This is a genomic window from Saccharothrix coeruleofusca (assembly GCF_017876325.1).
GTDB lineage: Bacteria > Actinomycetota > Actinomycetes > Mycobacteriales > Pseudonocardiaceae > Actinosynnema > Actinosynnema coeruleofuscum.
In genome coordinates, this window is record NZ_JAGINV010000001.1 from 5,799,690 (window position 1) to 5,822,492 (window position 22,803).

A 22,803-nucleotide genomic window follows, 5' to 3' on the forward strand; every position below is an offset into this window, starting at 1 on the left:
GTTCATCCGACACTACCGCCCGCCACGCCGGTCGGTCCGGGTCGTCCGCAACTCGGCGCGAATACACCACTATGGCCACCTCGGACCCGAGGTTCGCGGGAGGACCAGTGCTGATACCCGGCCCCGACACGCGGGTGGTCGAACTGCGGGTGCACGGCGTGCAGGGCACCACCGCGCAGTCGCTGGTGGACGCGGTGGCGGCGGTGGACGTGGCGGGCGACGGCCTCGGCCGCCTGGTGCGGCCCGCCGACCGGCTGCGCAGACCCGCGCCCGGCCCGGTGCTGCAGGCGGGCGGGCGGCCGGTGCCGCGCGTGGTCGAGGGCTACGTGTGGGGCCGGATGACCTCCGGCGGCTGGGCCAAGGCCACGTGGGCGCTGCTGTTCCCGTTCAGCCTGGCCAACGTGGCGCACTGGATGCTGCCGCCGGTGCCCGAGCGCAACCTGCCCGCCCACCTGCTGGGGATCTGCCTGCGCGCGCTGCTGCGGCTGGCCGCGCTGCTGCTGACCGCGCTGCTGGTGACGCAGCTGGCGGTGATCAGCCTGGACCTGGTGGCGGCGCAGTGCCTGGCGCCGAGGTCGGCCTGCCTGCTCGGCCAGGACTGGGCGCACCGGGTGCCGTGGGTGCGGGCGGTGGTCGGGATGCTGCCGGTGGCGCTGGCCGTGCTGGTGCTGCACCGGGTGTCGAGCGTGGACTGGCGCATCGAGCGCCCGGCCTCCGCCCCGACCGCGCCGTCGGTGCTGCCCGGCGCGCACGTGGCCACCGACCCGGACACGCCGTCGCTGCGGGTGCTGCACCTGGTCGCCGCGCTGGGCACGGGCGCGGTGATCGCGCTGGGCGGGCCGCTGCGGTCGCTGGCCGCGCCCGGCTGGCACGGCGCCGCGATCGAGGTGTGCAGGCTGCTGGCCGTCGCGCTGGTCGGCCTGGCCGCGCTGGGCGCGATGCTGCTGGACGACCCGACCGGTGGCGCGCCGCACCGGGGCGGGCGGTGGCTGCGCGCGGCGCTGTCCGCCGGGCCGCGCCGGGTGCTGCACGCGGCGGCGTGGGCGGTGTTCGCCGCCGCCACGGCCCTGCTGACCAGGTTGCCCGCGCGGCTGCCCGGCGCGGACGAGGGCGTGCAGCTGGTCGCCGCGCTGCTGACGCTGGTGTGCCTGCTGTTCGGGGTGCTGCTGGCGCCCGCCGCGCTGCTGGCCCGGCGCACCTGGTCGGAGCTGCCGCGCGAGCTGCGGCCGTGGGCGGGCGGCTGGATGGCCGCGCCGGTGCTGGCGCTGGCCGCGCTGGTGGGCGGCGGGTTCGGCGCGGGCATCGCGCTGACCCTGCGCCGCCTGCTCGGCCACGGGGCGCTGCCGCGCGGCTACGACTACATCGCGCTGCTGTGGGGCGTGGCGGGGGTGCTGGCGCTGCTGTCCGCGCTGGCCGTGGCCGCCACCACCGGCATGGTGCGGTGGAGCTCGCTGCGGCGCGGCAAGGAGTGGGCGCGCGAGGCGGCGCTGCTGCACACCGGGCGGACGCGGGACCTGCGGGCCGCCGCGCGGGCGTGGTGGTGGGCGCGGTGGGAGCGCCACCACAGCCACCACGTGGTCCTGATCGGCGCGGCGGTGCTGGTGGTCGGCGCGGTGCCCGCGTCGCTGCTGCGGCTGCGCGAGGTCGACCCGCCCGCGTGGGCGCGGCCGGTCGCCGCGCTGGGCGTGGTGGTGCTGGCGGTGCTGGCGATCGGCCTGCTGCGCGCGGTGTACCTGGCCGCCCGGCGGCCCGACTCGGCGCGGCGGCTGGGCGTGCTGGCCGACCTGGCCGCGTTCTGGCCGCGCGAGGCGCACCCCGTGGTGCCGCCGTGCTACGCGCTGAAGGTGGTGCCGGAGCTGGTGGCGCGGGTGCGCGAGCACCTGGCCGACCCCGGCGCGCGGGTGGTGCTGGCCGGGCACAGCCAGGGCAGCCTGCTGGCCGCGGTGGCCGCGGCGCGGCTGCTGGAGCAGTTGCCGCCCGCCGACGCGGCCAGGCTGGGCCTGGTCACGGCGGGGGCGCAGCTGCAGTGGGCGTACTCGCGGGCGTTCCCCGCCGTGGTGCCGCACGCCTCGCTGGCCGCGCTGGCCGGTGGGCTGGGCGGGCGGTGGCGGGCGCTGTGCCGGGGCACCGACCCGCTGGGCGGCGCGGTGACCACGTGGCGGCGGCAGGTGTTCAACGGGGTGCTGCTCGGGGCGGGGTTCCGCGCGGACGGCACCAGCGGCGCGCTGCCGCCCGCGACGACGGGGCCGACCGGGGCGCTGGTGCTGGGCGGCGACCACTGGCTGCCGGACCCGCAGCGCGGGCCGTTCCCCGGTCGGCGGTGGGCTCCCGGCGTCAGCGGCCACGCCGACTACACCTCCGATCCGGAGTGGGACCGGGCGGTGGCCATCGCCGCCGGGCTGGAGGGGGTGACGCCCGCGCCGCCGGTGCTGCCCACCGCCCGCGAGGGTGGTCTCACCCTGCCCCGCCCGTCCGACCTGACGCCGTGAGCCGGGTGGTGGTTACCGGCCCGTGGGGGTGGGTCGGGTAGTACTTGCTGGCGCGGTCAGGTGGGTGGCGAGGAGGTGGTCGGCGGTGTGTGCGCGGCCAGTGGCGGCGAGCAGTCCGGCCGGGGCGAGCACGTAGCGGCGGTCCACCACGATCTCCGCCCGGCGCAGCACGGGGCGCAGCACCGGGTCGGAGCGGAGGGTCGACTCGACCGCCTCGGTGGACTCCGCGTGCCGGAAGACCCCGCCGGACAGCACGAGCAGCGTCGCGCCCTTCGGCCCCAGCCTGCCGTCCACCGCGCGGAGGTGGCGGCGGACGGCCAGCACGGCGGCGAGCGTGGCCAGCCGCTGGTCGACCTCCGGGTCTTCCGGCAGCCACGTCACGTCCTGGGCGCGGATCTCCGCCTCCCCGTGGAGGAACGCGGCCTCCGCCTTGTCGACCAGCTTCTCGGCGAGCGCTTCGGCGACCACGCCGGGAGCGGACCAGCGCACGCCGAGGTCGCCCTCCACGGTGCGGCGGTCCGGTGGCAGCGCGACCGTGGTCTCCACCTCGTCCACAGTGGACACAGCGGAGTAGACGTCCGTCGTGGCGCCGCCGACGTCCACCACCAGCACCGCGCCCTCGTGGTCCCGCGCGGCCAACCGGGACACCCCGGCGAGCACCGCGTCCGGCGTCACGGCGCGCACCAGACGGCGGAACTCGCGCCCCCTGGACAGGCCCTTGCCGCCGATCACGTGGCGCAGGAACACCTCCCGGATCGCGGCGCGCGCCGGTCCTGGGGCCAGCTGCCCGACATCGGGCAGCACGTTGTCCGCCACCGTGGTCCGCTTGGCGTTGAGCAGCGCCAACGCCTCCTCGCGCGCCTCGGCGTTGCCCGCCAGCACCACCGGGCGGCCGATCCGGGCGAGCTTGCGCGCGTTGTGCAGCAGCACCTCGCGGTCGCCGCCGTCGGTGCCGCCGACCAGCAGCACCACGTCGGGACGGGCCGCGCGCACGGCGGCGAGGTCGCGCAGCGGCCCCGCCGACACGTGCACCACCCTGGCCCCCGCCGACAGCGCCACCCGGTACCCGGCCTCGGCGCTGACCAGCCGCTCCTGCCCCACCACCGCCAGCCGCAGCCCGCCACCGGCCGACGAGCAGGCCAGCACCTCGTCCGGCTCGCCGAGGCGGACGCGCCGGATGCCGTCCATCACCTCCGGCGGCGTGGTCGGGTGCTGCGCGGTGGCCACCAGCTCGCCGTCCTCGCCCACCAGGGCGGCCTTGGTCCACGTCGAGCCGACGTCCAGGCACAGCACCGTCATGCCCGGCAAACTACCCCGGCACCCGACCGCGGCGGACACGGAATGTCGGGTCCGCCGGTGCCCCGGCTCCCTAGCGTCGGTGGCGCTACGGAGGAGGGAAATCCCAGTGCTGGAGCGGTTGAACGAGGCCATGGAGCACATCGAGCGCCACCTCGACCGGGAGGTCGACGTGGCCGAGCTGGCGCGGATCGCGCTCACGTCGGAGCACCACTTCCGGCGGATGTTCTCCGCGCTCGCGGGCATCCCGCTGTCCGAGTACGTCCGGCGCAGGCGGCTCACCGTCGCGGGCGCGGAGGTGCTGGCGGGCCGGGAGACGCTGCTCGACATCGCGGTGCGCTACGGCTACGGCTCGGGCGAGGCGTTCGCCCGCGCGTTCCGCGCCGTCCACGGCGTCGGCCCCGGCGAGGCCCGGCGCACGGGTGCGGCCCTGCGCTCCCAGCCGCGGATGTCCTTCCGCCTCATCATCGAAGGGAGCAGCACCATGCGGTACCGCATCGTGGAGAAGGAAGCCTTCCGCCTGGTCGGCAAGAAGGCGCGAGTGCCCCTCGTGCACGAGGGGATGAACCCGGCGATCGTGGAGTTCACCCGCGGCGTCGGCAAGGAGGCGCTGGAGCGCGTCAAAGGGCTGTCCAACGGCGAGCCCGCCGGTCTGCTCAGCGTGACCGACAACGCCGAGGGGGTCGAGGAGGGCAGCGAGCTGGACTACTACCTCGCCGTGGTGACCGGCGCCGCGCCGCCCGCCGACCTGGACACCCTGGACGTGCCCGCGGGCACGTGGGCGGTGTTCGAGGACTCCGGTCCGTCCCCGCAGTCGGTGCAGCACCTGTGGCGGGACGTCTACACCCAGTGGTTCCCGTCCAACCCGTACCGGAGCAGGCCGGGGCCGCAACTGCTGAGCACCCGGCTGTCCGAGGACGGCGCCGAAGCCGACTCGGAGCTGTGGGTCCCGGTGGAGCGGGACTGAGTCGGGTGTCCCCGAGGTCGGTGCGCACCGACCTCGGGGACACCCGGCGTCACGGCACCTCGTCCGGCTTCACCACGGGCTCGGCGGTCGCGCCACGGGTGCTCAGCACCGAGTGGCGGCGGCTGTAGGCGAAGTACACCACCACGCCCAGCGCCATCCAGACCAGGAACCGCACCCAGGTCAGCGCGGTCAGGTTCAGCATCAGCCACAGGCAGGCGACGATCGCCAGGATCGGCACCAGCGGCACCAGCGGCACCCGGAAGCCGCGCGGCAGGTCCGGGCGGGTCTTGCGCAGCACCAGCACACCGGCGGAGACCAGCACGAACGCGAACAGCGTCCCGACGTTGACCATCTCCTCCAGCTTGCCCGCCGGGAAGAAGCCCGCCGCGATGGCCACCAGCACGCCGATGATCAGGGTGATCCGCACCGGGGTGCCGTGCGAGCCGGTGCGGGCCAGGCCGCGCGGCAGCAGGCCGTCGCGGGACATCGCGAACAGCACTCGCGTCTGGCCGAGCATCAGCACCATCACCACGGTGGTCAGACCCGCCAGCGCGCCGACCGAGATGACCGTCGCCGCCCAGTCCACGCCGTTGTCGGCGAACGCGGTCGCCAGCGTCGCCCGGCTGCCGTCCGGCTGGGTCTTCAGGTTCTCGTAGGGCACCATGCCGGTGATCACCAGCGACACCGCCACGTACAGCACGGTCACGATCGCCAGCGAGCCCAGGATGCCGCGCGGCACCGCGCGCTGCGGGTCGCGGGTCTCCTCGGCCGTGGTGGCCACCACGTCGAAGCCGATGAACGCGAAGAACACCAGCGACGCCGCGGCCAGCAGGCCCAGCACCCCGTACGTGCTCCCGGAGAAGCCGGTGACCAGCGAGAACAGCGACTGCTCAAGACCCGTGCCGGTCTCCGGCCCGGACTGCGCGGGCGGGATGTACGGGCTGTAGTTCTCCATCTTGATGTAGCCGATGCCCAGCACGACGACCAGCAGCACCACGGCCACCTTCACCGCCGTGATCACCGCGCTCACCCGCGAGGACAGCTTGGTGCCCACGATCAGCAGCCCGGTCAGCACCGCCACCAGCAGCAGCGAGCCCCAGTCGACGTCCAGGCCGCCCACCTGGGCGGTGGTCTTCAGGTCCAGCCCCAGCTGGCCGAGCACCGTCTCCAGGTACAGCGACCAGCCCTTGCCCACCGCCGCGGCCCCGACCGCGAACTCCAGCACCAGGTCCCAGCCGATGATCCACGCCGCGAACTCGCCGAACGTGGCGTAGGAGAACGTGTACGCGCTGCCCGCCACCGGCACCGTCGAGGCGAACTCGGCGTAGCACAGCGCGGCCAGCGCGCAGGCGATCGCGGCCAGCACGAACGCCAGCGACACCGACGGCCCCGCCATGTTGCCCGCGGTGCTGGCGGTCAGCGTGAAGATGCCCGCGCCGATGACCACCGCGACGCCGAACACCGTCAGGTCCCACGCGGTGAGATCCTTGCGCAGCTTGGTGCCCGGCTCGTCGGTGTCCGCGATCGACTGCTCGACCGACTTAGTGCGCCACAACCCGTTCCCCGGCACGGTGCCCCTCCTCGTCGACGGTTGGACCGATCAGCCTAGAGGCAGCCCCGACCGGGTTACGACTTGGTCAGCGACCGGTCCAGGTCCGGCTCCAGGTAGATCAGCCGAGCGGCGGGTACCCGGTTTCGCACCCTCTGCTCGGCGTCATCGATGGCCTGCGCCACATCAGCGGCCGGAAGACCGGGGCTGAGCGCGATCTTCGCCGCCACCAGCAGCTCGTCCGGCCCGATGTACTGGGTGCGGATGTGGATGACCCGCTGCACCTTGCCCGCCGCCAGCTCGTCCACGATCAGGTCCAGCTCGGCCGGGGACGCGCCCTCGCCGATCAGCAGCGACTTCATCTCGATGATCAGGACGATCGCGATCACGCCGAGCAGCACGCCGATGCAGAGGGTGCCCAGGGCGTCGAACACCGGGTCGCCGGTCAGCGTGGCCAGCCCGACCCCCAGCAGCGCCAGCACCAGGCCGAACAGCGCGCCCGCGTCCTCCAGCAGCACCACCGGCAGCTCGGGGGTCTTGGACTGGCGGATGAACTGCCACCAGGTCGCGTCGCCCTTGATCGCCTTCGACTCGACGATCGCGGTGCGGAAGCTGTAGCTCTCCAGCGCGATGGCGACCACCAGGATGCCCACCGCCACCAGCGGCGAGGACAGCTCCTCGGGGTGCTGGAGCTTGTGGACGCCCTCGTAGATCGCGAACACCGAGCCGAGGCTGAACAGCAGCAGCGCGACCACGAACGAGTAGAAGTACCGGTCGCGGCCGAAGCCGAACGGGTGGTTCGGCGTGGCCTTGCGCCGCGAGGTCTTCTGCCCCAGCAGCAGCAAGCCCTGGTTGGACGTGTCGGCCACCGAGTGCACCGACTCGGCCAGCATCGACGACGAGCCGGTGATCAGGAAGCCGACGAACTTCGCCAGCGCGATCCCGGCGTTGGCCACCAGCGCGGCGATGATCGCCTTGGTCCCGCCTCCTGCTGACACTGTTGCTCCCTCTGGCACGCGAGTCCGAATTGTCGCTGTGACCCTAGTGTTTCCCGGACCGCGCAGCACCCCGGACCACCAAATCACCGCGAGTCGAACGCTCGGGTACCACGAGTTGAACGCCCAGGCGCCGGGGCAGGGGCTACTCGGCGCCCGCCGTGGCGCGGAACAGCTGCGCGGGCACGTCCGCCTCGACCAGCACCGGCGGATCACCGGCGGCCAGCCACACCGACTGGCCCCGGCGCAGCGCCTGACGCTCGCCCCGCGCGGTGGTCAGCACCACCTCGCCGCGGGTGCAGAAGAGGATCTGCGGACCGGTGTGGTCCACGCGGATCGGCACGCCCGGCCCCGGCTCCAGCCGGGACAGCTCGAACTCCGGGCACGGCGTGCGGTAGACCCACAGCCCCGGCGAGACCTCGTCGCCGCGCTGCACCGGCATGTCCCCGCAGCTGAAGTCCAGCACCCGCATCAGCTCCGGCACGTCCACGTGCTTGGGCGTCAGGCCGCAGCGCAGCACGTTGTCGGAGTTGGCCAGGATCTCCACGCCGGTGCCGTGCAGGTAGGCGTGCAGGTTGCCCGCGGGCAGGAAGATCGCCTCACCGGGCTGCAGCACGATCCGGTTGAGCAGCAGCGCGGCCAGCACGCCCGCGTCGCCGGGGTACGCCTCGCCCAGCTCCAGCGCCGTGCGGCACTCCGCGTCGAACTCGCCGCGCTCCTTGACGTGCAGCACGCACGCGTCGAGCACCTGCGGCAGCAGCGCGTCCAGCGCGGTCTGCGGCAGCGTGATCAGGGTGGTGAACAGCGCGCGCAGCCCGTTGGCGTCGGGCTGGACGGCCAGCAGCTCGGTGTAGGGCGCGAAGTCCGGCGCCTCCAGCGCCCTGAGCAGCTTCACCGTGCGGTGCGGGTCGCGGAAGCCCGCCAGCGCGTGGAACTCGGTCAGCGCGCAGACCAGCTCGGGCTTGGCCGACGGGTCCTTGTAGTTGCGCACCGGCGAGTCGATCGGCACGCCCGCGGCGTTCTCGGCGGCGAAGCCCAGCGCGGCCTGCTCGGCCGACGGGTGCGCCTGCAGGCTCAGCGCCTCCTCGGCGGCGAGCACCTTGAGCAGGAACGGCAGCCTGCCGCCCCAGCGCTGGGCGAAGCGCTCGCCGAGCTGGCCGCGCGGGTCCTCGGCGAGCAGGTCCAGCAGGGAGCGGACGGCGCCGTCGGGGCCGACGACCCTGGACGGGTCGCCGGGGTGGGCGCCCATCCACAGCTCGGCCTCCGGGTGCGGGGCGGGCACCTCGCGGCCCAGCATCTCGGCCAGCGCCGTGCGCGATCCCCAGGCGTACGACCGCACCGCGTTGTGCAGCACATCCACTGTGACGTCCACTCCCTCAGACGGCGGGCGCGTAGAGGCCGGGCCCGCCCAGCGTCCCCGCGGCCAGCCCCAGGTACAGCGCGGCCAGCTCGAACCGCAGCGCCAGCGCGGCGGCGCACACCGCGTCGCCGCCGGTCATCTCCTCCGCCGGTTCCAGCACGTCGGCGCCGGGCAGCGCGTCCAGCGCGGCCCGCCGGGCGAACTCCGCCTGCGGCCCCTGCCGCACCGCCAGCAGCACCACCCGCACCAGGCCGTCCTGCTCGTCGTCCGGGTCGGCGAAGATGTCCGCGCCGGACGTGCCGTGCACGGCCCGCCGGTGCAGCACCGACCTGGTCAGCGCCTGCGGGTAGGGCGTGACGTCGGACACCACGCCCGCGTAGCAGGCCAGCGCGCCCGCGCCGTGCTCGGCGACCGCCGAGGCGGGCTCGTCCAGGCCCCACAGCAGCGGGGTGCGCTCGGCCACCCGCAGCGCCAGCGACTTGGCCGGGTTGACGAACGACTCGTGCGCCGGGTGGTTCCGCTCGGCCTCCCGGTCCAGCTCGTCGGCGACCTGGGCCACGTCCACGCCGAGCAGCCCCAGCGCGTTGAGCGCCACCACCCAGGCGGCGAACGCGCGGGCGAAGCCGAAGCCCTGCGGCACCGGCACCCTCGGCGGCACCAGCAGCGCGTGCTGCGCCGCCGACGCCGCCACCGGGCCGTCCGGCTCGGCGGTCAGCAGCACGCGGGCGCCGCGCCGGGCCGCCCGGTCCACCGACTCGGCCAGCACCACGTCACCGGGGTCCTCGGTGTGCGCCAGCACCACGTCCAGCGCGCCCACCCAGCCGGGCACCTCCGCCGACACGACCACCGGCACCGGGCACTGCGGGCCCAGCAGCGCGGTCACCAGCCTGGCCACCGCGGACGCCACACCGGGCCGGGTCACCAGCACCAGCGCGCGGGGGCGGTCCTGCAGCAGCCGCCGCACGCCCAGCTCGTCGGCCACCTCGGCGGTGGCCCTGACCTGCGCGCCCGCGCGGGCCGCGGCGCGCAGCAGGCCGCCGGAGTCGGCGTCGACCAACCGGTGCTGGTCGTCGAGGAGGCTGTCGTCGAGCACGTCAGCTCACCCAGCCGCCCGCTCGACGGCCTCGTCGAGCAGCAGCACCGGGATGCCGTCCCGCACCGGGAACGAGCGCCCGCACGAGGTGCAGGTGAGGAAATCGGCCTCCGGGTCGGCGTCGGTGCCGACCTTCAGCGGCGCGTGCTCGGGGCACGGGCAGGCCAGGATCTCCAGCAGCTGGGGGTCGAGTTGGACGGCCACGACGTCATCCCCTCACGATCGCCAGGACCTCGTCGCGCAGCGCGGCGACGGCGGCCTCGTCGGCGGCTTCCACGTTCAGGCGCAGCAGCGGCTCGGTGTTGGAGGCGCGCAGGTTGAACCACGCGCCGTCGGGCAGGGCGACGGTCAGGCCGTCCAGCTCGTCGAGCTCGACGCCGTCGCGACCGCCGAACGCCTCCTTGATCGCGGCCAGCCGACCGGCCTGGTCCTCGACCGTGGAGTTGATCTCGCCGGAGGCGGCGTAGCGCTGGTAGTCGCTGGTCAGGGCGGACAGCGGACCGTCCTGCTCGCCGAGCGCGGCCAGCACGTGCAGCGCGGCCAGCATCCCGGTGTCGGCGCGCCAGAAGTCGCGGAAGTAGTAGTGCGCGGAGTGCTCGCCGCCGAAGATGGCGCCGGTGCGGGCCATCTCCTCCTTGATGAAGGAGTGCCCCACGCGGGTGCGCACCGGGGTGCCGCCGTGCTCGCGCACGATCTCGGGCACCGAGCGCGAGGTGATCAGGTTGTGGATGATCGTGCCGCCGGGGTCCTTGGCCAGCTCGCGCACGGCCACCAGGGCGGTGATGGCGCTGGGCGAGACCGGCTCGCCGCGCTCGTCCACCACGAAGCAGCGGTCCGCGTCGCCGTCGAAGGCCACGCCCGCGTCCGCGCCCTCCTCGCGCACCCGCGCCTGCAGGTCGACGATGTTCTTCGGGTCCAGCGGGTTGGCCTCGTGGTTGGGGAAGCTGCCGTCGAGCTCGAAGTACATCGGCACGACCTCGATGGGCAGGCCCTCGAAGACCTTCGGCACCGTGTGCCCGCCCATGCCGTTGCCCGCGTCGACCACCACCTTCAGCGGGCGGCTGCCGCTCAGGTCGACCAGTTCGCGCAGGTAGGCGGCGTACTCGGAGAGCATGTCGCGCTCGGTGACCTTGCCCGGCTCGACGCCCTCGGCGTCCGCGACGCCCTGCTCGACGTCGGCGCGGATCTGCCCCAGCCCGGTGTCCTGGCCCACCGGCGCGGCCCCCGCCCGGCACAGCTTGATGCCGTTGTACTTGGCCGGGTTGTGGCTGGCGGTGAACATCGCGCCGGGCAGGTCGAGCTTGCCCGAGGCGAAGTACAGCATGTCGGTGCTGGCCAGGCCGATGCTGACCACGTCGACGCCCTGGCGGGTCACGCCCTCGGCGAACGCGGCGGCCAGACCGGGCGAGGACTCGCGCATGTCGTGGCCGATGACGACCGCCGGACCGCCCACCAGGCGGGCGAAGGCCGCGCCGAACTCCCGCACCACGTCGGCGTCGAGCTGCTCGCCCACGACCCCGCGGATGTCGTAGGCCTTGACGATGCCGGACAGATCGCGCACGCCCACACTCCCATTCACGCTCTTGACACTGCGGTCCGCAGCCTACCGGCGAGCGCGTCGGGATCGCGCCGGGTCGCCCCGGTGTACCCGCTCAGTCCTCCCGCGGGTCGGGCAGTACCCGCAGGTGCCCGCGGCGAATGGTGCCCGCCGGCACCTCCGGCGGCTCGACCGGCCGGTCCGCCCGGCCCGCCTCGCGGACCGCCTCGGCCAGCGCGGTCAGGTCGTCGACGGTGGGCTCGGGGGGCCGGAACTCGCCCTGGTGCCGGACGACCTCCCAGCCGCGCGGCGCGGTCAGCCGCAGCGCGTGCTCCTCGCAGAGGTCGTAGCTGTGCGGTTCGGAGTACGTGGCCAGGGGGCCGACGACGGCCGTGGAGTCCGCGTAGGCGTACGTGAGCGTGGCGACTGCCGGGTTCGCGCACCCGGTTCGCGAGCACCGTCTCACGCTCCGCACGTCCGGGACGATATCGCGTCGCGCGTCGGCTGTGTTGGATTGCCCGCGGTGTTTCCCGACGAAGAGCGGGGTGATCCGCGGATCTCGCAGGTCGCGGCACTGGCCGACGGGCTGTCGGAGCGGCTGTCTAGGCTTGGGGGTGTGGTGATGGCTCGTGGTTCGCGACGGCAGGGCGCCCCGCGGCGGCGCAGGCGCGACCGGCACGGGCGTGGCCTGCGCGGTCCGCTGTACCCGGCGACGCTCCCGGCTGCCCGCAGCCGGGCGGAGCGGTTCGACGCCCTGGTGCTGGAGGCGCTGGAGCCGATCGAGGCGCGCTGGCGCACCGAGCTGACCCAGCTCGACGTGGCCGTGGACGACGTGCCGGACGTGCAGGCCGCGGGCGAGGACGGCGACGTGGTCGAGGACGGCAACGTGCCGCTGGCCCGGCTGGTGCCCGCGGGCGCGGACCGGCGAGCGCGGATCGTGCTGTACCGGCGTCCGCTGGAGGCGCGCGCCAAGGACGGGGCCGACCTGTCCGACCTGGTGCACGACGTGCTGGTGGAGCAGGTGGCCAACTACCTGGGCCTGGACCCGGACGTCATCGACGGCGACTGACCCCGTCGCAACTCCCCCATCCGCACGGCGTGTCGTGGTCCAGACCTCGCGAGTCGAACGCTCAGACACCCTGAACTCGACATTCGCGCACCTCGGGCAGTAGTTACCGGCCCCCGCACACCCGTCCGGTAGTACTTGCCGACGCACCAGGGGGCGCGCGCAGCGCGCGCAGCGGGGCCCCGCGAGCGCCGCTTTTAGTTCTGAACGCTCAACTCACGGTGCTTGAACGCCCACCTCACCGTGTCCGAACGCTCAGTTCGCGTGGTCGGGTGATCAGGGGTGGGGCGGCCATCCACACCGTCAGGAGGGCGGCGGCGGCTTGGAGGAGGAGCAGGAGGTCGCGGGTGGCGCCGGGGGCCTCGACGCGGACGTCGGCGGCGGTGGCGGGCACGGGGACGGCCACGAGGTGGCCCCAGGCGCGCACGACCGGCGCGGGGTCGCCGTCCACGGTGGCCCGCCACCCCGGTTCGTCCTCGGCGGCCACCACCAGCAGCCGCCCCTGCGGCCCCTCGGACACCCGCACCCCCAGCTCCGGCGGCCCGGCCTCAACTGACCCGGCCTCAACTGACCCGGCCTCGACCGGGGCGGTGCCCGGCGCGTCCTGGTCGGCAGGCGGATCGCCCCCGGTGCGCGCGCGGCGGGCCAGCTCGGGCGAGAGCAGCACCGCGCCGCCCGCCGCCTGCCGCACCCGCAGCACGGGCCTGCCGTCCGACAGCGGCGGGGCCTCGCTGACCAGCTCGCCCGCCGCGTCGCGCAGCCGCCGGGCGCTCTCCCGGTCCTCCGGCACCACGAACGCCACCCCGGACGCCGCCGCCTGGGTCAGCGCCACCCGCGCCGCCTCCGCCGAACCGCCCGTCAGATCCCGCCGCCAGCGCTCCAGCCGCGCCGCGCTGGTCGGCGTGGGCACCAGGTCGTCGTCGCCGAACGCGGGCAGCCGCCCGCCGACCTGCCGGGTCGGCGCGCCCAGCACCAGCACCGAGCGCCCGGTGCTCGGCAGCTCCCGCTGCACGGTCGACGGCAGCCGCGCCGCCTCGGCGCGCAGCGGCCCCTGCCGCAGCCCCGCGAACCCCGCGCAGGCCAGCGCGAGCACCCCGACCAGCGCCGCCGCCGAGGCCAGCCGCCGCACCGGCCACCGCACCGGGGGCAGGTCGCGCCGGGCGGCGGCCAGCACCACCCACAGCAGGCCCCAGCCCGCGATCACCAGCGGCACGCCGGTCCAGCCGGGCTCGGCGGCCCCGCCGGTCAGCGGCGTCACGGGCACGGCCAGCAGCGCGATCACCGCGAACGCCGCCGCCACGAGCGCCGCCGCGCCGGGCAGCATCGCCCGCGAGGGCCGCAGCACCACCGCCGCCAAGGCGGCCAGCACCACCACGGCCCCGGCGAACGGCAGCGCGCCCGGCCCGCCGGGGCGCAGCGCCAGCAGGTCGGCCACCCCGACCCCGGCGGGCGCGAGGTGCGCGCCGACGCCGTGCAGGAGCACCGACGGGTGCTGGATCACCACGGCGGGCCACGGCAGCAGCAGCGCCAGCGGCAGCAGCACGACGATGAACAGCCCGGCCACCCGGCGGCGGCCGTCCCCGACGCGGCCGGGCACCAGCACGAACCCGACCAGCGCGGCCACCGCCACCAGGCCGTGCGCCAGCGGGGAGAACGCGCCGAGCGCGGCCAGCGCCAGCGCGGTGCCCGACGCCACGGGCAGCCACGCGGCGCCGGTGCCGCCGCGCAGCACGGCCATCAGCCCGGCGAGCACCAGCGGCAGCAGCACGTGCGCCACGACGGCGTCCAGCCTGCCCTGGGCCACCGCCGAGGTCGCCGGGGGCAGCAGCGCGTAGGCCGCGGCGGCCACCGCCCGCACCGGTCGGCGCACCGGCAGCCGCCGGGTCGCCGCGTACGCGGCCAGCCCGGCCAGCGGCGCGTCCCCCAGCAGCAGCGCGGCCACCGCGAACTGCGGTCCGCCGAGCACGCCCAGCACCCCCAGCACGGCCAGCGCCGCGGGCGCGGGCGCGCTGGTGCCGCCCGCCACCGGGTGCCACGCGGCCAGGTACGCCGACCAGGTGCCCGCCAGGTCGGGCACCGGCAGCAGCCGCCCGCCCGCCAGGTCCAGGCCGAGCCGCGCGGAGTTGGCCAGCAGGCCGAACGCGGTCAGCAGCAGCGCCAGCAGCAGCGGCGGCCCCAGCACCACCGACCGCAGCACCCGCGCCCGGTCCACTTCGACGAAGACGATCCCCGGCGCGGGCGCGGGGGTGCCGCGCGGCACCGGCGATGGACGGGGACGCGGCGACGGGCGCGAGACACCGGACGGCAATTCGGCCGTCACCGGGACGGCGCTCACCGGGGCAGCGCTCACCGGGACGGCCGTGGCCGGTCGGCGCAGGCCGCCGGTCGCCCGCACCGGTCGCCGCCGCGACAGCGCGCCGGCGGGCAGCGCCTGCGGCCCCACCGGACGCGGACCGTCCACTTCGGAGGGATGGCGCGGCGCGGTCTCCGGGAGCCTGCCCAGTGCCGCGTCCGCCTGCACCCGCCTGCGCACCAGGTACGCCGAAGCGTCGCGGATCGCGTTGCGCAGCCTGGTGATCCGGCTGGTGAACAACCCCGGCACGCCACCCTTGTGCGGACGTGCGGCGCGTCCCGCGCGCAACCCGGCCCGTCCGCCGAACAGGTAGCGCAGCGCTGCGACCTCCGCCTGCGCGTCGGAGAACCGCCGCAGCAGCAGGAAACCCAACGCCCGCAGCAGGAGCAGCAGCACGGTCCTTGGCAGACCGAGCACATAGGACAGTGCCGAGCAGTTGACCAGGAACGTGCGCAGTCCGTGCGCGCGGTCCACGCCGCGCGGGGTCGGACCGGGCGGGGCGGGCACCGCGTCCAGTCCGCGCTCGCCCCGGCCGACCGCCCTGGCGTGCCGCATCCGGGCCACCGGCACCGACAGCACCAGGTGCCCGGCGCGGTTGGCCCGCCAGCCGAAGTCGACGTCCTCGCGCAGCAGCGGCAGCGCGCGGTCGTAGCCGCCCAGCGACTCCCACGCCGCGCGGCGGATCAGCGAGCCCGCCGAGGGCACCGCCAGCACCTCGGTGCTCTGCTCGAAAGCACCCTGCCCGAACGACCCGAACGAGCCGACCAGCGCCACCCCGCCGATGCCGGTCTGCCGGTGCCCCGAGGCGTCCGTGGACAGCCCGGCCTCCACCACCAACCGGGGGTCGGCCCAGTCCAGGGCCAGCGGCCCGAGCACCGCCGCCGACGGCGCGACCTCCGCGGCGGTCAGCAGCGCGGACAGGCAGTCCGGCTCGGGCGCGCAGTCGTCGTGCAGCACCCAGATCCAGGAGCCCGGATCGCCCCACCGCCGCACCGCGTGGTCCACCGCGGCGTGCACCGCCTCGGCGAAACCGGTGTCGCGCGACAGCGGCAGCACCCCGTCGACCAGCCGATCCGGACCCGCCGAAGCCTCCGCGAGCAGCTCGGCGGTGCCGTCCAGCGAGCCGGTGTCGACCGCCAGCACGTGCCGGGGTCGGGGCCGCTGGTCGCGCAGCGCCGCCAGCGCCTCGCCCAACCACCGCGCGCCGTCGTGGCAGACCAGTACGGCCAGGACGGGCGCGGTGCGCAACCGCGGTGTGGCACCGCTCGTCAACTGCCGCTCCCGTTCGTCCGACGGCACCGTCGAACGCACACGTTAAGCCAGAGCAGGCGGCGCGGCGGTCACACCGCGCGCTTCTTGAGCTTCCTCCGCTCGCGCTCGGACAGGCCGCCCCAGATGCCGAAGCGCTCGTCGTGCGCCAGCGCGTACTCCAGGCACTCCGAGCGCACCTCGCAGCCGAGGCAGATGCGCTTGGCCTCCCTGGTGGAGCCGCCCTTCTCCGGGAAGAACGCCTCGGGGTCGGTCTGCGCGCACAGGGCGCGCTCCTGCCAGTCCTGCTCGTCAGCCGCGTCGAACAGGTCGGTGAACGCGCTCAGCTCCCGCGCAGGCACTTCACCGCCCTCGCCACGACCCCCGTCGATTTCCCGCAACCGTCCGCCTCCTCGCCTTCCGCTCTCCCCGGTTGGCGGACACCACTCGCCGTCCCCACAACGACGAATGACACCGATGTGATTACACCTGTGTCACAACACCCGGTCAAGCTGAGTACACAGGACGGGGGATATTCGCGCAGATGGCGGCTAAAGCCTTGACTAGCAGCACAGACGGTGATTGGTCTGCTGCTCCGAGCGATATCGCCTGGGCGGGCGGCCCATGACCGGACGCGCCGGGCGGGCCACACTGGTGGGGTGAAGAGATCAGCGGTGCTACCGAGTCCACTGTTCCTCAGCCTCCTCGCGGCCACGGTGGCGGGCGCCGTGCTGACCGTGCTGGAGTCCGAAGCCGCCGTGATCGGCGGCACCGTGCTGTTCGTGCTGGGCGGCTGGGCGGTTTCCCTGTGCCTGCACGAGTTCGGCCACGCGATCGTGGCCTACCGGGGCGGCGACTACGCGGTGCGCGCCAAGGGCTACCTGACGCTGGACATCCGGCACTACACCGATCCCGTGCTCAGCATCGTGCTGCCGCTGGTGCTGCTGGCCTTCGGCGGCATCCCGCTGCCCGGCGGCGCGGTGTGGATCAACCACCACGCCCTGCGGTCCAAGCGGGTGGAGTCCATGGTGTCGCTGGCCGGGCCGCTGAGCAACCTGGTGCTGGGCGCGCTGCTGAGCGCGGCGGTGCTGCTGCTCCAACCGCCCGCGGGGCTCGCCGCGGCGATGTCCTACCTGGCCCTGCTGCAGGTGTTCGCGTTCGTGCTGAACATCCTGCCCATCCCCGGCCTGGACGGCTGGGGCGCCATCGAGCCGTACATGTCCTACTCGGCCCGGCAGTTCGGGGCCAAGGCCCGGCAGTGGGCGCCGTTCGTGCTGTTCGCCGTGCTGATCGGCTTCCCGAGCATCGCGCGGCTGTTCTTCCAGCTCGCCGACACGGTGTTCGACCTGGTCGGGGGCAACTCGCTGTGGGCGGCCTACGGCCAGGCCACCTTCATGTTCTGGCGCTGAGCGCCGGTGGCAGGATCACGTCCCGTGAAGGTCGTCGTACTGGTGGGCGGGGTCGGCGGGGCGCGGTTCCTGGTGGGGCTCAAAGCCCTGCTCAGCGGACCCGAGCACGAGATCACCGCGGTGGTGAACACGGGTGATGACGTGTGGATGCACGGGTTGCGGATCTGTCCGGACCTGGACACCTGCATGTACACCCTGGGTGGGGGCATCGACGCCGAGCGCGGCTGGGGTCGGGCGGGCGAGACGTGGGCGGTGAAGGAGGAACTGGCCGCCTACGGCGCCGAGCCGACGTGGTTCGGGCTGGGCGACCGGGACGTGGCCACGCACCTGATCCGCACCCGGATGCTGAACGCGGGCTACCCGCTGTCGGCGGTGACCGAGGCGCTGTGCGACCGCTGGCAGCCCGGCGTGCGGCTGCTGCCGATGTCCGACGACCGGGTGGAGACCCACGTGGTCGTGGAGACCGACGGCCAGACGCGGGCCATCCACTTCCAGGAGTGGTGGGTGCGCCACCGCGCGGCGCTGGCGGCGCGCTCGTTCGCCTCGGTCGGGGCGGACAAGGCCGCCCCCGCGCCGGGCGTGCTGGACGCGATCGCCGGGGCGGACGCGGTGCTGCTGGCCCCGTCCAACCCGGTGGTGAGCGTGGGCACCATCCTGGCCGTGCCGGGGTTGCGCGAGGCGCTGCGCAAGACCGAGGCGGACGTGGTCGGGCTGTCGCCGATCGTCGGCGGCAAGCCGCTGCGCGGGATGGCCGACGCCTGCCTGACCGCGATCGGCGTGGAGACCTCGGCCCAGGCCGTCGGGCGCTACTACGGCTCGCGCAAGACCTCGGACACGGGCATCCTGGACGCGTGGCTGGTGCACACCGGCGACCGCTGCGACGTGCCCGGCGTGGCGGTGCGGGCGGTGCCGCTGCTGATGTCCGATGTGGACGCCACCGCGGAGATGGCGCGGGTGGCGCTGGAGATGGCCGGTATCGACGTTGGCTGACCACGCGGCCCCCGAGCCGATCGAGCTGATCCCGGTCACCGGGTTGCCGGAGTTCCGCCCCGGCGACGACCTGGCGGGCGCGATCGCGTCCGCCGCGCCGTGGCTGCGCGAGGGCGACGTGGTCGTGGTGACCAGCAAAGTCCTGTCCAAAGTGGAGGGACGGCTGATCGGCGTGCCCGCCGACCCCGAGGCGCGCGACGCGGTGCGCAGGCGGTGGGTGGAGGCCGAGGCGGTGCGGGTGCTGGCCCGCCGGGGCCGGACGCTGATCACCGAGAACAAGCTCGGCATCGTGCAGGCGGCCTCCGGCGTGGACGCCTCCAACGTCGCGGGCGACGAGATCGCGCTGCTGCCGGTGGACCCGGACGGCTCGGCGGCGGCGCTGCGGGAGCGGCTGCGCGCCCTGCTGGGCGTGACGACGGCCGTGGTGGTCACCGACACGATGGGCCGCGCGTGGCGGGTCGGCCAGACCGACGCCGCGATCGGCGCGGCCGGGCTGGCGGTGCTGCACCGGTACGCGGGCTCGGTGGACCGGCAGGGCAACCCGCTGGTGGTCACCGAGGTGGCCGTGGCCGACGAGGTGGCCGCCGCCGCGGACCTGGTCAAGGGCAAGCTCGGCGGGGTGCCGGTGGCGGTCGTGCGCGGCCTGCCGGTGGTCGACGACGGGTCGACGGCGCGGGAGCTGGCCCGGCCGGTCGAGGACGACCTGTTCCGGCTGGGCACGGCGGAGGCGGTGGCGCGGGGCCGGGCCGAGGCGGTGCTGCTGCGGCGCTCGGTGCGGTCGTTCTCCGCCGAGCCGGTGGACCTGGCGGCGGTGCGCCGGGCGGTCGGGGCGGCGTTGACCGCGCCCGCCCCGCACCACACCCGGCCGGTGCGGTTCGTGCTGCCGCGCGAGCGGCGGACGGCGCTGCTGGACGCCATGCGGGAGCGCTGGGAGGCCGACCTGCGGGCGGACGGGCTGGACGAGGCCGCGGTGGCGCGGCGGGTGGCGCGCGGGGACTTCCTGCGGGCCGCGCCGGAGATCGTGCTGCCGTTCCTGGAGCGCACCGGCGCGCACAGCTACCCGGACGAGCGGCGGTCCTCCGCCGAGCGGACCATGTTCACCATCGCGGGCGGCGCGGCCGTGCAGGGGCTGCTGGTGGCGCTGGCCGCCGAGGGCCTGGGGTCGTGCTGGGTGTCCTCGACGATCTTCTGCGCCGACGTGGTGCGCGCGGTGCTGGAGCTGCCCGAGTCGTGGGAGCCGCTGGGCGCGGTGGCGGTCGGGCACCCGACCGAGCCGCTGGCGCCCCGCCCGCCGGTCGACGGGGGGCTGGTGGAGCTGTGAGCCTGCACGACGACGTGGTCGCCGCGCTGCGCGGCTGGCCGGGGCCGCAGCACGCGCTGCGCGAGGCGTACCTGGGGTTCCTGGCCGCCAGGCAGGACGCCTGCGAGCGCTCCTGCGTCCCCGGCCACATCACCGCCTCCGCGCTGGTGCTGGACTCGACCGGCACGCGGGCACTGCTGACCCTGCACCCCAGGGTGGGCCGGTGGCTGCAGCTGGGCGGCCATTGCGAGCCGTCGGACCGGACGCTGGCGGGCGCGGCCCTGCGCGAGGCCACCGAGGAGTCCGGCATCGAGGGGCTGCGGATCGACCCCGTGCCGGTGCACCTGGACGTGCACCCGATCACGTGCTCGCTGGGCGTGCCGACCCGGCACTTCGACGTGCGCTTCGTGGTGCGCGCCCCGGCCGGGGCCGAGCCGGTGCGCAGCGCCGAGTCCGACGACCTGCGCTGGTGGCCGCTGGACGCGCTGCCGCCGGACACCGACGACCTGGCGCCGCTGGTCCGAGCGGCCCGTCAGCAGGCCACCTGGACGGCCCTCTAGATGGCCCGGTAGTCGCGCGCCGCGAACCGGGGGCCGAAGCGGGGTTTGCGCACGCCCGAGGCCAGCAGGTAGCGCACCGCCCGGTGCCGCTGCGGCGCGCACGGGGCCAGCAGCTCGGCCATCCCGTCGTCGTCGACCGGCTCGCCCACCAGCGCCCACCCGACGTGCGCGGCGAGGTGGTAGTCGCCGAAGCTGACCGCGTCCGGGTCGCCCCACACCCGCTGCGCCACCTCGGCGGCGGTCCACGGCCCGACGCCGGGCACCTTGCACAGCAGCGCCCGGCCCGGCTCGCCCTTCAGGTCCGCCGCGTTCTCCAGGCGGTGGGCGACCTGCGCCGCCGCGACCAGGGCGCGCCTGCGCCCGCCGTCCACGCCCGCCTTGTGCCACTGCCAGTCGGTGATGCCCAGCACCGCGCGGGGCGTCGGCGGCACCCGCATCCCGGCGGGCGCGGGCCCCGGCGCGGGCAGGCCGAACCGCAGGCACAGCTGCCGGTAGGAGCGGTGCGCCTCGGTGCCGGTGACCTTCTGCTCCAGCACCGACGGCAGCAGCGCGTCCCAGACCCGGCCGCTCGCGCCCAGCCGGATGCCCGGCCTGCGCCGCCTGCTCTCCGCGATCAGCGGGTGGTGCGGCCGGAACGCCGAATCGTCGTCCAAGCCGCCCAGCAGCGCGGGCAGCCCGTCCAGCAGCCACCGCGCGCCGTCACCCCACGCCTGACCCTCGACCTCATCGCCGGGGCGGCGCAGGCGCAGCGTCCCCGGCCCGGCCGGGGTGTTCGCGGTCAACCACACCGCGCCGTCCGCGTCGAGCTGGAACGACGGGTCGCCCGGCCCCCGGCGCAGCGGGGCCAGCACCGCGCCGAGGTCCAGCGCGAACGGTGGCCGCCAGGTCCTAGACATCGGTGGAGAACCGCACCCCCGCCTCCGGCAGCACCACCCCCGGCCACACCCGCGCCCCGTGCCGCAGCTCGCACCGCGCGCCGATCACCGCGCCGTCGCCGATCACCGCGTCGGAGACCACCGCACCGGCCTGGACCAGCGCGTTGGCCCCCAGCACGCTGCGCTCCACGCGCGCGCCCTCGCCGACCACCGCGCCGTCGAACAGCACCGAGCCCTCGACCACCGCGCCCCCGGCCACGGTGCAGCCCGCGCCGACCGTCGTGCCGCCGGACAGCGTCGCGCCCTCGTCGACCGACGCGCCCGCCAGCACCAGCGCCTCGCCGGTGCCCTCCGCCAGCGCCGCCGACGGGGCGATGCCGCGCACCAGGTCCGCCGAGCCCTTCACGAACGCCGCGGGCGTGCCCAGGTCCAGCCAGTACGAGGCGTCCACGTGGCCCTGCAGCCGCGCGCCCGCGGCGAGCAGGCCGGGGAAGGTCTCGCGCTCCACCGACACCGGCCGCCCCTGCGGGATGGCCTCGACCACCTCGCGGCGGAACACGTAGCAGCCCGCGTTGATCTGGTCGGTCGGCGGGTTCTCGGTCTTCTCCAGGAACGCGGTGACCCGGCCGTCCTCGTCGGTGGGCACGCAGCCGAACCGGCGCGGGTCGTCCACCTTGACCAGGTGCAGCGTCACGTCCGCCCGCGCCTGCCGGTGGGTGGTGAGCACCCCGCGCAGGTCCACACCGGACAGGATGTCGCCGTTGAACACCATCACGTCCGGCTCGCGCAGCTTGTGGGCCACGTTGCGGATCGCGCCCGCGGTGTCCAGCGGCTCGTCCTCCACCACGTACTCCAGCTCCAGCCCCAGCCCGGAGCCGTCGCCGAAGTACTCCTGGAACACCTCGGCCTTGTACGACGTGCCGAGCACCACGTGTGTGATGCCCGCCTCCCTGATGCGCGACAGCAGGTGGGTGAGGAACGGCACCCCGGCGGTCGGCAGCATGGGCTTGGGGGCGGACAGGGTCAGTGGGCGCAGCCGGGTTCCCTTGCCCCCGACCAGAACCACCGCCTCCGCTCCTTGCGGCTCCGACATGCCGTTTTTCCTCCTCCGCTTACTTCCGCCCGTGGATGCGAATACTCTGGCAGAAGTGCTCCGGCGGCGCGGGCGGTGGGCCCGTGTCGTCGAGCGCCCTCGATCGGCAACGCCGGCGCTCAGCCGGTCCAAGGCAACGCAGGAGAGATCCGGATGGACCCCCGCGCTCGGGCCGACGCCGCACTCGCCCGTGCCCGCGCACGCGGCAACGTCGTGACGCCGGACAACATGACCTCGCCGATGGACTCCTCGGCGACCCAGCAGATCCCGCGCACCGTGGTCGACGCGGTGGACCCCCGGCGGGTCGACCCGGACTCGACCATGGTGCTGTCGTCGCAGGTCGCGGCCGGTCAGGCGGCTCCCCAGGCGCGGCCCCAGCAACCGCCGCCCCCGCCCCAGCCGGTCCGCGAGCCCGAGCCGGAGCTGCGCGTCGCGCCGGGCCCGGTGCCCACCGTGCAGCAGGTGGCGGGCGGCAGGCCCTCGCTGGCCCAGCGCCTGTCCGGCGGCCAGGACCAGCAGCGTCCCCCCGGCCTGGCCAACCGCCTCAACGGCGACTGACCCACCCCCGCGAGTCGAACCTCCGGGCACCGCGAGTCGAACGCTCAGGACCCCCGAGTTCAACG

At 75.2% G+C, this 22,803-nt stretch carries 20 protein-coding genes; 8 read left to right on the forward strand and 12 right to left on the reverse strand.

The features are described from left to right. Positions 1–107: 107 nt before the first annotated feature. On the forward strand, positions 108–2,489 hold the full coding sequence (locus tag JOF41_RS26235) for a hypothetical protein (protein ID WP_209622792.1): 2,382 nt from the start codon (positions 108–110) through the stop codon (positions 2,487–2,489). Positions 2,490–2,501: 12 nt separating this feature from the next. Here JOF41_RS26235 and JOF41_RS26240 read toward each other — a convergent pair whose 3' ends face one another. After that, positions 2,502–3,788: a glutamate mutase L gene (locus tag JOF41_RS26240; protein ID WP_209622795.1), complete on the reverse strand. Its 1,287-nt coding sequence runs from the start codon at positions 3,786–3,788 to the stop codon at positions 2,502–2,504. Between the two features lie 106 nt (positions 3,789–3,894). Here JOF41_RS26240 and JOF41_RS26245 point away from each other — a divergent pair, with 106 nt between their 5' ends. Further along, positions 3,895–4,752, forward strand: coding sequence for an AraC family transcriptional regulator (locus JOF41_RS26245; protein WP_189225612.1), 858 nt, complete (start codon positions 3,895–3,897; stop codon positions 4,750–4,752). 49 nt (positions 4,753–4,801) lie between these two features. Here JOF41_RS26245 and JOF41_RS26250 read toward each other — a convergent pair whose 3' ends face one another. The 7 genes from JOF41_RS26250 to JOF41_RS26280 form a co-directional block, all read right to left on the reverse strand. After that, the gene (locus tag JOF41_RS26250; RefSeq protein WP_189225613.1) at positions 4,802–6,322 is read right to left on the reverse strand and encodes an amino acid permease; all 1,521 of its coding nucleotides are present in this window, start codon (positions 6,320–6,322) and stop codon (positions 4,802–4,804) included. A 56-nt stretch (positions 6,323–6,378) separates the two neighbouring features. Then, entirely contained in the window at positions 6,379–7,299 is a 921-nt protein-coding gene (locus JOF41_RS26255) for a cation diffusion facilitator family transporter (protein WP_209622798.1), read from the reverse strand. Positions 7,300–7,441: 142 nt separating this feature from the next. Next, positions 7,442–8,656 carry a mannose-6-phosphate isomerase, class I gene (manA, locus tag JOF41_RS26260; RefSeq protein ID WP_189225737.1) on the reverse strand — a complete coding sequence of 405 codons (1,215 nt, stop codon included), beginning with the start codon at positions 8,654–8,656 and terminating at the stop codon, positions 7,442–7,444. A 16-nt stretch (positions 8,657–8,672) separates the two neighbouring features. Further along, positions 8,673–9,749 (reverse strand): SIS domain-containing protein, encoded by a 1,077-nt coding sequence (locus JOF41_RS26265; RefSeq protein ID WP_209622800.1) that lies wholly within the window; start codon positions 9,747–9,749, stop codon positions 8,673–8,675. A 6-nt stretch (positions 9,750–9,755) separates the two neighbouring features. After that, a complete protein-coding gene (locus tag JOF41_RS26270; protein ID WP_189225616.1) occupies positions 9,756–9,953 on the reverse strand; it encodes a Trm112 family protein in 198 nt (65 codons plus the stop codon). A 4-nt stretch (positions 9,954–9,957) separates the two neighbouring features. Continuing rightward, positions 9,958–11,310, reverse strand: coding sequence for a phosphomannomutase/phosphoglucomutase (locus JOF41_RS26275; RefSeq protein ID WP_209622803.1), 1,353 nt, complete (start codon positions 11,308–11,310; stop codon positions 9,958–9,960). 91 nt (positions 11,311–11,401) lie between these two features. Next, positions 11,402–11,761, reverse strand: a complete 360-nt coding sequence (locus tag JOF41_RS26280) for a DUF3499 domain-containing protein (RefSeq protein ID WP_209622805.1) — start codon at positions 11,759–11,761, stop codon at positions 11,402–11,404. A 147-nt stretch (positions 11,762–11,908) separates the two neighbouring features. Here JOF41_RS26280 and JOF41_RS26285 point away from each other — a divergent pair, with 147 nt between their 5' ends. Then, positions 11,909–12,355, forward strand: coding sequence for a metallopeptidase family protein (locus JOF41_RS26285; protein ID WP_189225618.1), 447 nt, complete (start codon positions 11,909–11,911; stop codon positions 12,353–12,355). A gap of 235 nt (positions 12,356–12,590) precedes the next feature. Here JOF41_RS26285 and JOF41_RS26290 read toward each other — a convergent pair whose 3' ends face one another. Beyond that, positions 12,591–15,977, reverse strand: a complete 3,387-nt coding sequence (locus tag JOF41_RS26290; protein ID WP_209622807.1) for a glycosyltransferase family 2 protein — start codon at positions 15,975–15,977, stop codon at positions 12,591–12,593. Positions 15,978–16,045: 68 nt separating this feature from the next. Next, positions 16,046–16,315, reverse strand: coding sequence for a WhiB family transcriptional regulator (locus JOF41_RS26295; protein ID WP_189225739.1), 270 nt, complete (start codon positions 16,313–16,315; stop codon positions 16,046–16,048). Positions 16,316–16,612: 297 nt separating this feature from the next. On the opposite strand from JOF41_RS26295, the gene JOF41_RS26300 reads away from it, so the two are divergent. Genes JOF41_RS26300 through JOF41_RS26315 form a run of 4 tightly spaced genes read left to right on the forward strand, consistent with a single transcriptional unit; the run spans position 16,613 to position 20,212 of the window. Further along, positions 16,613–17,362: a site-2 protease family protein gene (locus JOF41_RS26300; RefSeq protein WP_189225620.1), complete on the forward strand. Its 750-nt coding sequence runs from the start codon at positions 16,613–16,615 to the stop codon at positions 17,360–17,362. 24 nt (positions 17,363–17,386) lie between these two features. Then, on the forward strand, positions 17,387–18,352 hold the full coding sequence (cofD, locus tag JOF41_RS26305; RefSeq protein WP_189225621.1) for a 2-phospho-L-lactate transferase: 966 nt from the start codon (positions 17,387–17,389) through the stop codon (positions 18,350–18,352). After that, positions 18,288–19,673 carry a coenzyme F420-0:L-glutamate ligase gene (locus tag JOF41_RS26310; protein WP_209622809.1) on the forward strand — a complete coding sequence of 462 codons (1,386 nt, stop codon included), beginning with the start codon at positions 18,288–18,290 and terminating at the stop codon, positions 19,671–19,673. The genes cofD and JOF41_RS26310 overlap by 65 nt, the downstream gene beginning before the upstream one ends. Continuing rightward, the gene (locus tag JOF41_RS26315) at positions 19,670–20,212 is read left to right on the forward strand and encodes an NUDIX hydrolase (RefSeq protein ID WP_189225623.1); all 543 of its coding nucleotides are present in this window, start codon (positions 19,670–19,672) and stop codon (positions 20,210–20,212) included. Before JOF41_RS26310 ends, JOF41_RS26315 begins: the two co-directional genes overlap by 4 nt. Here the strand turns inward: JOF41_RS26315 and JOF41_RS26320 are convergent. Next, positions 20,209–21,108, reverse strand: coding sequence for a DNA-3-methyladenine glycosylase family protein (locus tag JOF41_RS26320; protein ID WP_209622811.1), 900 nt, complete (start codon positions 21,106–21,108; stop codon positions 20,209–20,211). The genes JOF41_RS26315 and JOF41_RS26320 overlap by 4 nt on opposite strands. Next, positions 21,101–22,180, reverse strand: a complete 1,080-nt coding sequence (gene manB / locus JOF41_RS26325; protein ID WP_209622813.1) for a mannose-1-phosphate guanylyltransferase — start codon at positions 22,178–22,180, stop codon at positions 21,101–21,103. Before manB ends, JOF41_RS26320 begins: the two co-directional genes overlap by 8 nt. A 153-nt stretch (positions 22,181–22,333) precedes the next feature. On the opposite strand from manB, the gene JOF41_RS26330 reads away from it, so the two are divergent. Beyond that, on the forward strand, positions 22,334–22,738 hold the full coding sequence (locus JOF41_RS26330; RefSeq protein WP_189225626.1) for a hypothetical protein: 405 nt from the start codon (positions 22,334–22,336) through the stop codon (positions 22,736–22,738). The last annotated feature ends 65 nt before the right edge of the window (positions 22,739–22,803 follow it).

Coding starts and splice junctions, on each gene's coding strand:
- JOF41_RS26285 (WP_189225618.1), top strand. CDS start 11,909: ATGGCTCGTGGTTCGCGACGGCAGGGCGCCCCGCGGCGGCGCAGGCGC.
- manB (WP_209622813.1), bottom strand. CDS start 22,180: ATGTCGGAGCCGCAAGGAGCGGAGGCGGTGGTTCTGGTCGGGGGCAAG.
- JOF41_RS26320 (WP_209622811.1), bottom strand. CDS start 21,108: ATGTCTAGGACCTGGCGGCCACCGTTCGCGCTGGACCTCGGCGCGGTG.
- JOF41_RS26330 (WP_189225626.1), top strand. CDS start 22,334: ATGGACCCCCGCGCTCGGGCCGACGCCGCACTCGCCCGTGCCCGCGCA.
- JOF41_RS26310 (WP_209622809.1), top strand. CDS start 18,288: ATGTGGACGCCACCGCGGAGATGGCGCGGGTGGCGCTGGAGATGGCCG.
- JOF41_RS26240 (WP_209622795.1), bottom strand. CDS start 3,788: ATGACGGTGCTGTGCCTGGACGTCGGCTCGACGTGGACCAAGGCCGCC.